At 62.6% G+C, this 14,760-nt stretch carries 14 protein-coding genes; 7 read left to right on the top strand and 7 right to left on the bottom strand.

What is annotated here, in order from left to right:
- Positions 1–15 precede the first annotated feature (15 nt).
- Genes HMPREF2967_RS09580 through HMPREF2967_RS09570 form a run of 3 tightly spaced genes read left to right on the top strand, consistent with a single transcriptional unit; the run spans position 16 to position 3,434 of the window.
- The gene (locus tag HMPREF2967_RS09580) at positions 16–987 is read left to right on the top strand and encodes a 1-phosphofructokinase family hexose kinase (protein ID WP_070683412.1); all 972 of its coding nucleotides are present in this window, start codon (positions 16–18) and stop codon (positions 985–987) included.
- Positions 988–1,009: 22 nt separating this feature from the next.
- Complete coding sequence (locus tag HMPREF2967_RS09575) at positions 1,010–3,106, top strand: PTS fructose transporter subunit IIABC (protein WP_070686217.1); 2,097 nt, start codon at positions 1,010–1,012, stop codon at positions 3,104–3,106.
- A 58-nt stretch (positions 3,107–3,164) separates the two neighbouring features.
- Entirely contained in the window at positions 3,165–3,434 is a 270-nt protein-coding gene (locus HMPREF2967_RS09570) for an HPr family phosphocarrier protein (protein ID WP_010190265.1), read from the top strand.
- A 363-nt stretch (positions 3,435–3,797) separates the two neighbouring features.
- On the opposite strand, the gene HMPREF2967_RS09565 is transcribed toward HMPREF2967_RS09570, so the two are convergent.
- Positions 3,798–5,078: a uracil-xanthine permease family protein gene (locus HMPREF2967_RS09565; RefSeq protein ID WP_070686215.1), complete on the bottom strand. Its 1,281-nt coding sequence runs from the start codon at positions 5,076–5,078 to the stop codon at positions 3,798–3,800.
- Positions 5,079–5,112: 34 nt separating this feature from the next.
- Complete coding sequence (gene hflX, locus HMPREF2967_RS09560) at positions 5,113–6,591, bottom strand: GTPase HflX (RefSeq protein WP_070686213.1); 1,479 nt, start codon at positions 6,589–6,591, stop codon at positions 5,113–5,115.
- A 122-nt stretch (positions 6,592–6,713) separates the two neighbouring features.
- Between hflX and HMPREF2967_RS09555 the strand changes: the two genes are divergently transcribed.
- Positions 6,714–7,496 (top strand): hypothetical protein, encoded by a 783-nt coding sequence (locus HMPREF2967_RS09555; RefSeq protein WP_070531387.1) that lies wholly within the window; start codon positions 6,714–6,716, stop codon positions 7,494–7,496.
- A 21-nt stretch (positions 7,497–7,517) separates the two neighbouring features.
- Positions 7,518–8,051, top strand: coding sequence for a hypothetical protein (locus HMPREF2967_RS09550; RefSeq protein WP_070524492.1), 534 nt, complete (start codon positions 7,518–7,520; stop codon positions 8,049–8,051).
- A gap of 17 nt (positions 8,052–8,068) precedes the next feature.
- Here HMPREF2967_RS09550 and dapF read toward each other — a convergent pair whose 3' ends face one another.
- The 3 genes from dapF to HMPREF2967_RS09535 are packed head-to-tail and all read right to left on the bottom strand — an operon-like array spanning position 8,069 to position 10,475.
- Complete coding sequence (gene dapF / locus HMPREF2967_RS09545; RefSeq protein WP_070562931.1) at positions 8,069–8,905, bottom strand: diaminopimelate epimerase; 837 nt, start codon at positions 8,903–8,905, stop codon at positions 8,069–8,071.
- An 11-nt stretch (positions 8,906–8,916) separates the two neighbouring features.
- Positions 8,917–9,843: a tRNA (adenosine(37)-N6)-dimethylallyltransferase MiaA gene (gene miaA, locus HMPREF2967_RS09540; protein ID WP_070562928.1), complete on the bottom strand. Its 927-nt coding sequence runs from the start codon at positions 9,841–9,843 to the stop codon at positions 8,917–8,919.
- Positions 9,843–10,475: a hypothetical protein gene (locus HMPREF2967_RS09535; RefSeq protein ID WP_070562925.1), complete on the bottom strand. Its 633-nt coding sequence runs from the start codon at positions 10,473–10,475 to the stop codon at positions 9,843–9,845. Before HMPREF2967_RS09535 ends, miaA begins: the two co-directional genes overlap by 1 nt.
- Positions 10,476–10,606: 131 nt before the next feature.
- On the opposite strand from HMPREF2967_RS09535, the gene HMPREF2967_RS09530 reads away from it, so the two are divergent.
- Positions 10,607–11,923, top strand: coding sequence for a DUF349 domain-containing protein (locus HMPREF2967_RS09530; protein WP_070686211.1), 1,317 nt, complete (start codon positions 10,607–10,609; stop codon positions 11,921–11,923).
- A gap of 18 nt (positions 11,924–11,941) precedes the next feature.
- Positions 11,942–13,018 (top strand): GNAT family N-acetyltransferase, encoded by a 1,077-nt coding sequence (locus tag HMPREF2967_RS09525; protein ID WP_070686209.1) that lies wholly within the window; start codon positions 11,942–11,944, stop codon positions 13,016–13,018.
- On the opposite strand, the gene HMPREF2967_RS09520 is transcribed toward HMPREF2967_RS09525, so the two are convergent.
- Positions 13,000–14,088: an alkene reductase gene (locus HMPREF2967_RS09520; RefSeq protein WP_083312610.1), complete on the bottom strand. Its 1,089-nt coding sequence runs from the start codon at positions 14,086–14,088 to the stop codon at positions 13,000–13,002. The genes HMPREF2967_RS09525 and HMPREF2967_RS09520 overlap by 19 nt on opposite strands.
- 28 nt (positions 14,089–14,116) lie before the next feature.
- Complete coding sequence (locus HMPREF2967_RS09515) at positions 14,117–14,749, bottom strand: Rv2732c family membrane protein (RefSeq protein WP_070524499.1); 633 nt, start codon at positions 14,747–14,749, stop codon at positions 14,117–14,119.
- Positions 14,750–14,760: the final 11 nt, after the last annotated feature.

Here is a 14,760-nt window from a genome sequence, read left to right as displayed (position 1 = left end):
GGGACATTCTCCACGATGATCCTTACTTTGACCCCCAACCCGAGCATCGACGCCACCGTGCGCTTGAACGAGGAACTCGAACCTGGTGCTGTTCACCGCGCAGGATCCGTCTCCAGCGTTGCCGGTGGTAAAGGCGTCAACGTTACGCACGCGGTAACGCTCGCCAACGTCGACAGCCTGGCGCTGCTCCCCGCCGTTGCCTCCGATCCTTTCCTGGCCCTCGCGGCCGACGCATCGATTCCCGTGCAGGCCGTGCCCACTCACAGCGCGGTGCGTACCAACACCACTCTGACCGAGCCGAATGGCCGCACGACCAAACTCAACGGCCCCGGCGCCACGCTCGATGCGGACGTGCAGCAAGCCGTTGCACAGGCACTCGCAGAACACTGCGCCGACGCCGAGTGGTTAGTCATGGCAGGCTCTCTCCCCCAAGGCGTTCCCACCGACTGGTACACGCAGCTCATCCGGGTAGCCCGCGAAGCCAACCCTGACCTCCGCATAGCCGTCGATACCTCTGATGCGCCCATGGTGGCTCTCGGTGACAACCTCGAAGTAGCCAGCCCCGACCTCATCAAGCCAAACGGCCTCGAGCTGGGCCAGCTTGCAGGTGTCGATGGTCAGGCCCTTGAGGCCGCCGCCGAAGACGGCGACTTCAGCGGAGTGGTTGAGGCCGCGAGGGTCGTCGTCAAGCGCGGCATCCCCGAGGTTCTTGTCACCCTGGGCGGCGCTGGCGCGGTGCTGGTCACGGCCAACGAAGCATGGGCTGCTACTCCCCCGCCAATTACCCTGCGCTCCACCGTGGGCGCCGGCGATTCTTCGCTCTCCGGCTATATCCTCGCCCGCCGCTCCGGCGCCTCGTACCCCGAGGCCCTGCGCCAGGCTGTGGCCTACGGTTCAGCAGCCGCAGCACTCCCGGGAACCCAAATTCCAACCCCCGAAGAACTAGATATCGAACACACGACGGTTTCGGCCGTCACCGGCCTTTAGCAGTACTGAGGAGTACCTACCGATGTCATCACAACTCATCACCACCGACCTCGTGGCGCTCGACGCCGACTTCGGTGACAGCATCGAATCAGTCATTACCAATCTGGCCACGCTTGTTCACGACACCGGCCGCGCCACTTCCGTGGACGAGCTGGCAGGCCCAGCCATCGCTCGTGAAGCCAAAGCCGGCACCGGTGTCCCCGGCGGCGTTGCCATCCCACACTGCCGCTCTGCTGCCGTGTCTGAACCCACCCTGGCCTTCGCCCGTCTCTCGCGCGGGGTCGACTTCTCGGGCCCCGACGGGGACGCCCACTTGGTATTCCTCATCGCCGCTCCGGAAGGCGGCGGCAAGGCCCATCTGAAGATTCTCTCGAAGCTCGCTCGCGCGCTGGTGAAGAAGGACTTCCTGGAAGCCCTTCGAACTGCGAAGACCAAAGAAGAGATCGTCTCCCTCGTCCTCGACGTTGTCAACGCAGAAAAGCCGAAGAAGAAGGCTGCGGCCACCGAATCAGCACCCACTGCAGGTGCGAGTGCAGCGGCAGCGGCTCCTGCTTCGAGCAAGGCTGCAGAGTCGAAGAAGACGCGCATCGTGGCCGTCACCGCATGCCCGACCGGCATTGCTCACACGTACATGGCTGCCGACGCCCTCACCCAAACCGCCGAGGAACGCGACGACGTCGAGCTCACCGTGGAGACCCAGGGGTCCTCCAACAACACCTCTGTTTCGGCAGACACGATTGCGGCTGCCGACGCCGTGATTTTCGCTACCGACGTGGGCGTTCGTGACCGTGAGCGCTTCGCCGGCAAGCCGGTCATCGAATCTGGCGTCAAGCGCGCCATCAACGAACCGGGCGTGATGATCGATGAGGCCATCGCCGCCTCGAAGAACCCCAACGCGCACAAGGTGGCAGGAACTGCCGGCGCTTCCTCCTCTAGCGCTGAGGAAGATGGCCAGGGTCTGGGCTGGGGCAAGCGTATTCAGCAAGCCATCATGACCGGCGTTTCTTACATGGTTCCGTTTGTTGCCGCGGGCGGCCTCCTCCTGGCACTGGGATTCCTCTTCGGCGGATATGACATGGCTAATGGGTGGCAGGCCATCACCACCGACTACTCGCTGACCAACTTGCCGGGCCATGACGTCATGGTCGACGGCGAAATGATGACCTTCAAGAAGGCAGGGTTCGCCCTGTACATCGGCGCCGTGCTCTTCGCCATCGGTCAAGCATCGATGGGATTCATCGTCGCGGCGCTCTCCGGCTACATCGCCTTCGCGCTGGCAGGCCGCCCAGGCATCGCGCCGGGCTTCGCGGGTGGTGCCATTGCCGTGACTCTCGGCGCTGGCTTCATCGGCGGTCTCGTCACCGGTCTCATTGCTGGCTTTGTTGCGATGTGGATTGGCAAGTGGAAGGTACCGCGTTGGATCGGCTCCCTCATGCCTGTCGTTATCATCCCGCTGCTTGCCACGATGATTACTGGCCTGCTCATGTACCTGCTTCTCGGCGCCCCGCTGGCCGCCATCATGGAAGGCCTGCAGAACTGGCTGTCCTCGATGTCTGGTTCCTCCGCTGTCCTTCTGGGCATCATCCTCGGCCTGATGATGTGCTCCGACCTGGGTGGCCCGGTCAACAAGGCTGCCTACCTCTTCGCCACCGCTGGCCTGTCCACGGGCGACGAGGCCTCCATGAAGATCATGGCCGCCGTCATGGCCTCCGGCATGGTTCCGCCGATTGCACTGTCCATCGCGACCTTTGTGCGCAAGAACCTGTTCACGCCGGCGGAGCAGGAGAACGGCAAGTCCGCGTGGCTGCTGGGCCTGTCCTTCGTCTCCGAGGGTGCTATCCCGTTCGCCGCTGCCGACCCGCTGCGTGTCATCCCTTCGATGATGCTCGGTGGCGCGGTCACTGGTGCGCTGTCGATGTCCCTTGACGTCATGTCTCGCGCCCCGCACGGCGGAATCTTCGTTATCTTCGCCATCGAACCTGCGTGGGCGTACTTCGTGGCCATCCTTGCCGGCGTCATCGTGTCCACCATCGCGGTCATCGCGATGAAGCGATTCTGGCCCAACAAGGCTGCTGAAGAGGCTGCAGCGAAGGCTGACATGGCCAAGGCTGCCGCCTAACCCTTAACCCGCGTACACTTGTAAGCACGAAATACCGTAATTCGAAAGGATTATCATCATGGCTTCTAAGACCGTCAAGGTTGGTTCCTCCGTCGGACTGCACGCACGTCCGGCCTCCATCATCGCAGACGCTGCCGCTGAGTTCGATGAGGACATCTTCCTCACCCTCGTTGGCGATGAGGATGAGGATGAGACCGATGCTGCTTCCTCCCTCATGATCATGGCTCTCGGCGCCGAGCAGGGCGACGAAGTCACCGTGACCTCCGAGAACGAGGCGGCTGTCGAGAAGATTGCCGGCCTCATCGAGCAGGACCTCGACGCTTCCTAAAGCACTTTCCGTTTATAGAACGGCAGCTCCCGCTTCCCTCTTACGCTGAGGGTGGCGGGAGCTTTTCGTTGCTTGGTTGTCTAGCAAAAGGTTCTAGTCATCGGGCTCTACTCAAACGGTTTTGCTGGGGGCAAGGAAACCATATAGAGGTGCCTATAAGGTTCACTTGACCCCAAGAAAACCTTCTGACCCGAACCATGTGAGTAGAACCATGTGGATGCGCTGCCTCATACCGCAGAGGGACCGAAGTAAAAGCACCTTATGCAGACTTCTGCACACATTCATCTGGGGTTTTGCGTAAATACGCGTCCAGATGGTGCTTTTGCTCCGGTCCCTTATCCTCGCTAGTCGGCGGAAGCGCCTCTAGTACTTCGCGCCGCGGCCCTCGCCGATGCTGCCGTAAAGCTTCTTCATCACCGGGTAGAGCACGATGATGCCAACCGAGCCCCAGGCAATACCTTCGAGCGTCACGCCGAAGACGTCGAGCGTGAGGTTGCCAATGCCCGCGATGAGCGCCACTGCCGCCGCAGTGAGGTTCACCGGGTTGTTGAAGTTGACCTTGTTGTCCATCCAGATGCGCACGCCAAGCATGCCGATGAGGCCGTAGAGGACGATGCAAGCACCGCCCAGCACGCCGGTGGGGATGGTGAAGATAAGCGCGCCAAACTTCGGGATGAAGGCCAGCGCGATAGCGGTAACAGCAGCCACCCAGTAGGCGGCCGTCGAGTAGACGCGGGTGGCGGCCATAACGCCGATGTTCTCCGCGTAGGTTGTGGTGCCGGAACCGCCGAAACCACCGGCCAGGGAGGTAGCCAGGCCGTCCGCGATGAGAGCGTCGCCAGCGAGATCATCGAGGTCGCGCTTGGTCATCTCAGAGACGGCTTTGACGTGGCCGACATTTTCAGCAATCAGAACGACCAGCACCGGAAGTGCTGCCGCGATGGCTGAAACGTGGAACTCCGGCGCATGGAACTGCGGGAAGCCAATCCAAGCCGCCTCGCGGATAGACTCCACCGCGCCCTCACCGAGGTTGCCCGTGGCGGCCGCGAAAGCCCAGCCGACGACGACACCAATCAGAATCGACAGACGCGAAACCATGCCCCGCCCAGCGACAGTGGCGAGGATGATGACCGCCAGCGTCACCGTGGCAACCAGCGGCTGGCTCGAATAGTTGGTGGCTGCATTGGGAGCCAAGTTGAGGCCGATCAGCGCAACAATGGCACCGGTGACGGCCGGCGGCATGACAGCGTCGAGGACCTTTCGGCCCGCCGCCTTCACCGCGAGACCAATGGCCACCAAGACCAGGCCAGTCACGAGGACGGAACCTGCCTGCGCGCCAATGCCGTACTGCTGGGAGGCGCTCAGCGGCGCAATGAACGCGAATGAGGAGCCCAGGTAGGAAGGCAAGCGGTTGCGGGTAATCAGGAGGAACAGAATCGTTCCCAAACCCGAAAACAGCAGCGTCGTGTTGACCGGGAATCCGGTCAGGGTGGGCACGAGCAACGTCGCACCAAACATGGCCACCACGTGCTGCATGCCGATGCCGATGGTGCGGCCCCAGCTCAATCGTTCTTCGGGTGCGACAACCGCGCCCGGCTTAATCGTCTTTCCGTCCCCGTGGACGGCCCAGCCAAAACTACTCACGAGCCTTAATTATGGCTCACGCGAGCACCGAAACCTAAGCGTCTTGGTCAGAAACTCGAAATTCTTTGAGCTCGGCGGCGACGGAAGCTGGCAGGCGGACGTCGACAAGCGTGCCCTCCCCCGTGTAGTCCTCGCCGCGCACGGTGCCTTGGGTGTGGATGCGATCGATCACGTCCCCGCGGGTAAACGGCACGAGAAGCCGCACGTGTTCATCCTGAGAGTTGAGGAACAGCTCCACGCGCGTGGTGAGCTCATCAATGCCCTCCCCCGTCTTGGCGGAGACATACACAACGTTGTCGCGGTCGAGGACGTGACGCAGTTCCGCCAGCACCAGCGGATCGGCCTGGTCAATCTTATTGATCACGACGATCTCCGGCGGTGCCTCCTCACCGGTCTCCTTCACGATGTCATAAATGACCTGGTTGACGGCCTCAATCTGCTTCAGCGGGAAGGGATCCGACCCGTCCACCACGTGCAGCATCAGGTCTGCTGCGAGGACCTCCTCCAAGGTGGACTTGAAGGCTTCCACCAACTGCGTGGGTAGATGGCGCACGAACCCAACGGTATCGGTGAAGACGACCTGGCGGCCATCGGCAAGCTCGGCGCGGCGAGTGGTGGGATCCAAGGTCGCGAAGAGCGCGTCCTCCACCAGCACGCCGGCACCCGTCATTGCATTAATGAGGGAGGACTTGCCAGCGTTGGTGTAGCCGGCGATGGCGATCTGAGGGATCGTCGATGACGCACGGCGCGAACGCTTAATCTCACGTGCCGTTTTCATCGCCTTAAGCTCCTTGCGAAGCAGGGCCATCTGCGTGCGGATGCGGCGGCGGTCCGTCTCAATCTTGGTCTCACCCGGACCACGCAGGCCCACGCCACCGTTGGAGCCGGCGCGGCCGCCCGCCTGGCGCGAGAGGTTTCCACCCCAACCACGGGTATGGGTATAGAGGTATTCCAGCTGCGCGAGCGAGACCTGGGCCTTGCCTTCCTTGGACTTGGCGTGCTGCGCAAAGATATCCAGGATGAGCATGGTGCGGTCAATGACCTTGGTGTTGAGCGCACGCTCCAAGGCAGAGAGCTGGCCTGGGGTTAGCTCGCCATCGCACACCACGGTATCCGCGCCAGTAGCAGCCACGATGTCCTTGAGCTCGTTCACTTTGCCCGAACCGATATAGGTGCCCGGATCCGGTTTATCGCGCTTCTGGTACAAGGCTTCGACGACTTCGGCTCCCGCGGTTTCCGTCAGGGCGGCTAGCTCCGCCATCGTAGCCTCGACCTCGGCCACGGTACCTTCGGTCCACACTCCCACGAGCACCACTTGCTCAAGGCGCAGCTTTCGATACTCCACCTCGTAGCCATCGGTGGTGTCTTCCGCGCGGATGGTGGTCTCACGGTTTACTCGCCGGAAGGCGTTGCGCTCCGCAAGGTCGAGATCACCGGTAGTTGGCTCCTGTGATTTGGGCGCGGGCTCACCAAAAGCCTGCGCGAGGAGATCATCATGGGTTTCTTTTGTCATATGCTCCCTATTCTTGCACGTTGCCGCTCTCAACTGGGAATCTCCGCTTCCTGTTCCCACGAACTGCCGCAGCGCGGTGACGTATCAGCGATGGTTTTTGAGTCCCCTCTGCGACAGATACAATGGTGCGCATGACCGTGAAAGAAACCTCCCACCCAGAGATGCAGGCCATCGGCCTTAACTACGAGCGCTGGCAGGACGCCGTTGAGGCAGCCATTTCCACCAATCAACTGGCAGTGACCGGGGAGGTTCGCGGGGGACAACTTATCCAGTTCGCGGATCCTTCCGGCGCGCAACTCAATATCCTCGCCGTCGAGCCTTTCGCCACCTTCATTGGTTTCGAGGGCGTTACCCAGGGCTTCGCCCACGTGTCGATGATTAATGATGTCTTGGCTTTCCTGGAGATCATTGATCCTTTCGGCAACGTGCTCGCGCAGGCGACGGCAAATCTGGCGCAGGGCCCGCTCCTCGCTGACGAAGACACCCAGCAGTGGCAGCAAGTAGAGCTCACTGCGATGGGTCTCAACGTCTCCGCATTCGACAGCACAGATGCCTACGAAGCAGCGAAAGGAAGCTACCCGGCCACGTTTGAGTCCGCGGGCGCGGACATTGTCGCGGCTGGCTCCGGCGCCGAAACCCCCACCCCGGGCTGCACCTTTGCAGCACGGGTCATGGAATCCGAGTGGCGCCACAACCAGCTCACCGGTGAACGCTTCATGCATCTGGTCATGGATGGTGCGTTCCCCTTCGATCTCTGCTTGCCCGAGAGCTTTGGAGACCTCCCGGTAAAGGATTCCGTTCTTGCGGGTTCGGCAATGCTGACCGCCTCGATCGCGCTGCCTACCGGCGGCTGCGGCGGCGAAGGCGGGTGCGCCTGCGGCTCCGGCGGCTGCGGCGGTCACTAGAACTTCCGTAGAGTAGTTCACATGAGTTTTTCCGCATCTCAGCGTCGCGGCCTTGCGCTGCTTCTCGCCGTGGTTACCGCTGCGGTGTTGATTCTGACGCTGAAGCTGCCGGGGGTTATCCTCGCCGCGTTTGTGTGCGCAGCGCTGTGGCTCTTTGCCGACGCCCGCCCCAACGCCTCTGAACATGCGGCACTGCGGGCTTCTATTGCGCTCACGGTGGAGGACATCACGGGAGTGCTTGAGGATTACGCGACGTTTGCCACGAGCGACGACGCAGAGTCCCTCGCCGACCGCACGTTGCACCGCCCGGCGCTTGTCGACGCCGACTGCGCCAACCCCGCCATCGAAGCGTTCCACTACGAGATGCATGGCGCGCAACGCTTCTTACGCCGCCTCGACGCTCGAGTAAACTCGCCGAATGCCGAGACAAGTGAGCTTGAATCCCTGCTCAAGGTAGCCGATGAACGCGCCGCCGAGCTCAAAGAAGCCTGGCTCGCCGCCCGCCGCGCCGCCTTGGCCTTGGGAACCAATTACGAAAAGGAGGACGGACGCTAAACACCGTCCTGAAAGCTCTATAGTGACGTTTCACCAGTTGCCACGATGCGCGAAGGGCCCGTCAGCGTGGAACCGTCCTCGGTGATTTCTACCTGGACCTGGCCGCCGGGGACGATGACGCGGACGCTGCCGGTGATGCGGGAGGCGTCGGCAAGCGCGGCGCACGCTGCCGCCACCGTTCCGGTGCCGCACGAACGAGTCTCACCCGAGCCGCGCTCGAAGACGCGCATGTGAACCGTTCCATCCCGCAAGGGCGTGACCAGCTCAAGGTTGACGCCAGCCGGGAAGAAATCCGTATCAAATACCGGTTGCTCGAGGCGCTTTCCAGCCAATTCCTCTGCGCTAAGGCCTGGGATAACCGCCGCCAAATGGGGATTTCCCACGTCTACGCCAAGGCCGGCAAAGCTCTCCCCCGCCATCGACGCTGTGGAGACGCCGAGCACCTGTGCTGGACCCATCTCCACGCTGACTTCGGCCGCTGTGTCGTTAAAGGAGTGCACGGTCACCTGCTTGGCCCCTGCGCGAGTGCCCACGGTGAAGGTATCGGTATCCACCAACCCCCGTGAGCGGACCCAGTGTGCGAAGACCCGGGTGCCGTTGCCACACATCTCCGCGATCGAGCCATCTGCGTTGCGGTAATCCATGAACCAGTCCTCCGCAGCGATACCCGGCGCGAGTTCCTCAATCTCCCCATTGGCAAGCAGCTGACCGGCGCGGATAACGCGCAGCACGCCGTCCGCACCGATTCCCGCTCGGCGATCACACAGTGCCACTACCTTTTCCGGCGGCAGCGCTTCTGTTCCTTCCACGATGACGAAGTCGTTCTCAGTTCCGTGGCCTTTTGCAAACTTCATAGGTTTAAAGTCTACTGTCCTTCCACGATGCGCAATGCCTGCGGCGTCGTCTCGGTCGCAGCATCGAGCCACTGGATCCGCTTGTCGCGGTTGAACCAGGAACGCTGGCGGCGCACATAGCGGCGGGTTCCGGTAATGGTGCGCTCCACTGCTTCTTCCCATGTCAGCTCGCCGCGCTGGGCTTGCAGCACCTGTGCGTAGCCGATCGCCCGGCCTGCTGTGGAGTCAGCCTTCAGACCGTGGGCTTGGAGGTTTTCAACTTCCTCCACGAGCCCTTTATCGAACATGAGGCGGCTGCGCAGCTCAATGCGTGGGTTCAGCCAGCTGGATTCCGTGCGCAGACCGAGGATTATCGTCCCCCACCGGGGCGGAGCATTCTTCGGTGGCTGGCTGGCTTTGAAGGGCTTCCCAGTAAGCTCGATGACCTCCAGCGCGCGCACGGTGCGGCGCGGGTCTTTGTCCTCGATGATGGCTGCGGCCGCTGGGTCCACAGCGGCCAGCTCCGCGTGCAGAGCATCGGTACCAATCTCTTGGCGCCGTGCCTCCCAGCGGGCCCGCACCTGCGGGTCAGTGGGTGGGAATTGCCAGTTATCCACGAGCGATTGGACATACAGCATGGAGCCGCCCACCAGAATCGGGGTTTTACCGCGTGCACGGATGCCGTCAATATCCGCGATGGCGGAGGCCTGATAGCGCGCTACCGACGCCGTTTCCGTCACGTCCCACACATCGAGCTGATGGTGCGGAATGCCTTCGCGTTCCTCCATTGTCAGCTTGGCTGTGCCAATATCCATGCCCCGGTAGAGCTGCATCGAGTCGACGTTGACAACTTCCCCGTCGAGCTCGTGGGCCAGGGCTACCCCGAGCGCTGATTTCCCGGAGGCCGTCGGGCCCACCACCGCGATAGGGGTTGGGCCGGGTGCTTGAATATCAGGCATTAGCACTGCCACCCCGCCACATAGCGTCCTACCCCCAGGGTTGAATCCGCCGCCCGCAGTTCCGCGTGACGCGGGTGCACGCTTGCCAGCTGCGCCCAGAGGCTCGTCTCGAGCACACCGGCAGCACGGAGGCGCTCTTCGTCGCAGTGGCCTTCCCCTCCCGCTAGGATGCTTTCGCACCACAGGTGTGCATCCCGTGCGCCATCGACAAGCGCAAGCGGCGCGCGCTCGGTCAGGCCGGCCGAACCGTCAACGCAGACCACAGTCAAGCGCCCGGGGCGAACCTCACCGAGCTCAGCGCGAGAATCCTCCACCACGAAGCCCGGTTCATCGGAAGTGAGATTAAGCGCACGGCTAAGCACGTAGCGGGCCATGATTTCCGGAAGGAAATTCCCGCCGCCGACGTTGACCTGCGGTGCTCCCCATGCTTTCAAGCTCCCCGTGTGCTCGGTACGCCAGCGCACATCGCGCGATCCCACAATGTCCACTTGGAGGGGGCTGCTGCCGCTCACGCGTGCGGCATCACGGGCCAACTCGCACGCAGCACTGAGCAGCGCACGCGAGGCATCATCGCTGGGTGAGAGTTCTTCCGCCAGGGCCGGTGAGGCTGGCATAATCATGAGATTCTGCATCGACTCCCATCCTATAAGGTTAGTTTTTCGGGGTTAACACGCGGCTGCGCGGCTGAAACGGTAGTGTTGTGTGACATAAGTTCTGGCAGCCGTGTCGCGCGGCGCGATAGTACCGAAGGTGGTTTCCTACCATGTCCGCTATTCCTTCCCCTGGAGCCATGCCCCGCAAGGGTTCTCGTCCCGGCCCAACTCCGTCCGCCCCGGCAGCTCGCCCGGTGCAGCCCGTGAAGAACGATCCCACTCAGTGGGGCCGCGTTGATGCTGATGGTTCGGTGTATGTCAAAGCACCCGAGGGCGAACGCAAGATCGGTGAATGGCAGGCGGGCGCTCCCGAAGAAGGCCTAGCGCATTTTGGCGCGCGCTACGATGATTTGTCTACCGAGATCGAGCTGCTGGAATCCCGCCTGAATGCACATCCGGGCGATGCAGCATCGATTAAGGCTACCGCGGCAGAGCTGCGAGAGTCCCTGCCCACGCAGGCGGTAATTGGTGATATCGCAGCCTTGGATCAGCGCCTGGGCACCGTCATCGAGCATTCCGTCGAAGCCGGCGAACAAGCACAGGCCGATAAGGCCCGCCGCCGCGAGGAGGCAATCGCAAAGAAGGAGAAGCTCGCCGCAGAGGCCGAGGACATCGCCGCTAACTCGACGGAGTGGAAGGCCGCCGGCGACCGCATCCGCGCCATCCTCGAGGAATGGAAGCAGATCCGCGGCATCGACCGCCACACGGATGATGCCCTGTGGAAGCGCTACTCCCGCGCCCGGGATTCCTTCAACCGCCGCCGCGGCTCGCACTTCGCTGAGCTCGACCGCAACCGCGCTGCTGCCCGCGCCAAGAAGGAAGAATTGGTTGAGCGCGCAGAAGCTATCAAGGAATCCACCAACTGGGGTGAGACGGCGCGCGCTTACCGCGACCTCATGACGGAGTGGAAGGCTGCTGGCCGCGCGCCGCGCGAGATCGATGACAAGCTCTGGGCCCGCTTCCGCGCCGCGCAGGACCACTTTTTTAATGCCCGCAACGCCGTCAACGATGAGCGCGACAAGCAGTTCGCAGAGAACGCCGCCGCCAAGGACGCACTCATTGCGGAATATGACTCCCAGATTGATCCCACCAAGTCGCTCGACGCGGCGAAGGCCAAGCTGCGAGAGCTGCAAGAAAAGTGGGAGGAGATTGGTTTCGTCCCACGCAATCAGGTGCGCGAGTACGAGGCTAAGATTTCCGCTCTGGAAAAGCGCGTGAGCGATGCCGAGGATTCAGAGTGGCGCCGGACGGATCCGGAGGCCCAGGCCCGCGTGGCTCAGTTCCAGGCCAAGGTGGATGACTTCACCGCTCAAGCAGAAGCAGCTGAGGCCAAGGGCAATACCAAGAAGGCAGAGGATCTGCGCGCCCAGGCCAAGCAGTGGCAGGAGTTCGCGGATGCCGCCGCGGCTGCTGTCAACGGCAAGTAAGCGCGCCGCATAGCCTGAGTGTTCGTTCACATCGTCGCCCCGCCGGGCTCGGCCCACGCTGAGCCGGCTGACTGTCTCCGCAGCTTCGTCTTCGACGCTAACCTTGCCGCGCAAGAGGCCAGCGGTGATCCCGCGGCCAGTGGCTCTCCGCGTCGCGTGCTCCAGCGTCTCCAAGGTTCTACGGAGTCGCGTACCTACCTCGTTGGTCTGACAGACTCCGTCTTGGGCCCAGCTGGAGAGTTGGGCTTGCCGGTTATTTCGGCCGCCGAGCCCAGCCCAGAAATTGACTTCGACGGTTTCATCCACATCTCGCTTCCGCTTTTGGAAGAGACAGATAACGCCGACATCGAGTGCGTCCTCGCCGCCGATCTCCTCCCCCTGCCCGGGGAAGAGCTGGAGCCGGAAGCCCTCGAGGTCACGCGGACCTTGGCCCGCGAAGCCCTCCGCCTTACCCGCCAGCTAGGCCGCAAGAATGCCCAGGTTGGCATGCTGTACCCGCCGGACGCGGACCGCTCATACGACCCGATGTCGCAGGCCTACCTCGAACTGGGCTTTCGCCAGAAGCACGCCGAGCGCCAGATGTACATCGACATCGCTGCCACCTCCCCGGTCCTCGGCGCGCACGTCTGGCCGGACTACGACATTCCGGACGCGTTGCTTGACGACGTCCTCCGCTTGCTCACCCTCGCCTCCACCGACGCGGTCTACGGTGACTTGAGCGTCGAGCCCATCGTGTGGACGCGGCAGCGCCTCAAGGAGGCTCACGCCCGACTGCGCTCCCGCGGAGCGCACACTCTGCTCGTGGGTATTCTCGACCAAGGTAATGTCGTCGCCCTCACGGAGCTCTCCCGCCACGGCGATGCAGACCCCGAGGTGTGCGAGTGGACGCTCACAGTGACCGACCGTGAATACCGACGTCGCGGGTTCGCCACGCGCGCCAAACAGCATGCTCAGTACGCAGTGGCGCACCACTGGCCAACCGTTCACCGTGCGTACTGCTCAGTGGCCCAGGCCGATCCAGCGATGAACGCGCTGTATGCCCGCCTTGGGGCGCACGTCATCTCCGCCAGCAGCGCCTACGAGCTCACCGTGTAAACGGGGTAGTCGGTATAGCCGCGCTCCCCTCCCGTGTAGAACGTGCTCTCATCCGGCGCGGTGACAGGCAATTCCTCCTGCCAGCGGCGGACTAGGTCCGGATTCGAGATAGCCAGCCGCCCCACCGCCACGGCATCGCCGTGCTGCACCAGCTGCTCGGCCTCCTCCCGCTGGGTGATGCGACCAAAGCCTGAGTTGAGGATGACGCGTGTCTTCCCGTTGGCGCGAACATGAGTGCTCAGCTCGGTGATGAGCTCACCAGTGGGCTCTGCGTGAAGGAAAGAAACATAGGCCAAGCCGAGGTCTTCGATGGCGCGAAGCAGCCCACCGTAGGTGGCGCGCACATCCTCAGTGTCGTTTTCCTCAATGCCTTGAATATTGTTTTGCGGCGATAGGCGCAGCGCAAGGCGGTCCGCGCCAATCTCTTCAGCCACCGCACGCAGGATCTCCTCCACAAGGCGGTAGCGCTTCTGCGGGCTTCCGCCATAAGCATCGTCGCGGTGATTCGAGCTCGGGGAAAGGAATTGATGCAGGAGATAGCCGTTGGCACCGTGGATCTCTACGCCATCCATGCCTGCGTCAATGGCGTTGCGTGCGGCTTGCCGGAACTCATCGATGATGCGTGGCAGCTCTTCACTATCGAGTGCTCGGGGCACTGGGCACTCCTTACGGGATTCGAAATCTCTCACCGCAGTGCCGGAGGCCAGCGCGGAGGGAGCTGCCGGCTCCGCTCCTTCAAGAAGGCTGGCATGAGACAAACGCCCGCCATTCATTACCTGCATGAAGATGCGCCCGCCGGAATCGTGAACGGACTTCGCCACGCGACGCCACCCAGCTATCTGCTCTGGTGTCTCGATACCAGGCTGGCCTGGGAAGGCACGGCTGGTCACCGCTGGGAACACGCCTTCTGTCACGATAAGCCCCATGGAGGCGCGTTGCGTGTAGTACCTCTCATGCAGCTGCGTGGGGACGCCGTCGCGCCCTGCGCGCGACCGGGTCAAAGCCGCCATCGTCACGCGGTTTGGAAGCGTTAGTCGTCCCAGTTCTAAAGAGTCAAAGAGTGTAGCCATGCACTCCACAACACGAATCTAGGAACGCTTATTCCTCGCCCTGCTGGCTCCGGTGGCGTGAGGCGGCGCGCGAGCGGCGGTCGTCGATAAGCAGCGGGTTCTGTTCCGCTGGAAGCGCGGTCGCGGCTTCGTTCTGCAGGACTCCCACGTGGTCAAGCTGCCCCGAGACTTCACGGACACGCTCAGCGGCGGCTAGCTGCTCAGGGCTGCGGCGCAACGCCACTTGGCAGTACACCAGGAAGGCCACCAACGTAGACACAGCGCCCACGTACATACCAATAGATGCCCCCTCAGCGGCACCGCCGCGGTACCAGAATCCCCACAAGTTAACGAAAAAGGAGATGGTCACCATCATCCATGCGGCGAGAGCCACAGACGTCCGCCGCGTAAGGATCGTAGCGGTAGTCAGAATTCCCACGCCACCCAACGCTAACCAGGCGCTAACGGTCTCCATAAGTGAAATTCGCACTCCCTCGGCGGTTCCGCCTACGAAGAGTGCTTCCCATCCACGGGCATCACCGGCATAAGGCAGAACCAGATACGCTACCCACGCCACAACAGACACGATGAGCGCATATTTGTGCTTTCCCAGTTCGATGGTCTTCGCCGCGCGCTTTTCTGCGGCGACAGCATCGCGCACCTGCTTCAAGTCATCACTCATAGAATCGGAGC

Origin of the sequence: Corynebacterium sp. HMSC059E07, from assembly GCF_001814395.1 — a bacterium.
Taxonomy (GTDB): Bacteria; Actinomycetota; Actinomycetes; order Mycobacteriales; family Mycobacteriaceae; genus Corynebacterium; species Corynebacterium hesseae.
Note: the sequence above shows the minus strand (reverse complement) of the source record. Positions and strands in the feature narration are given on the sequence as shown.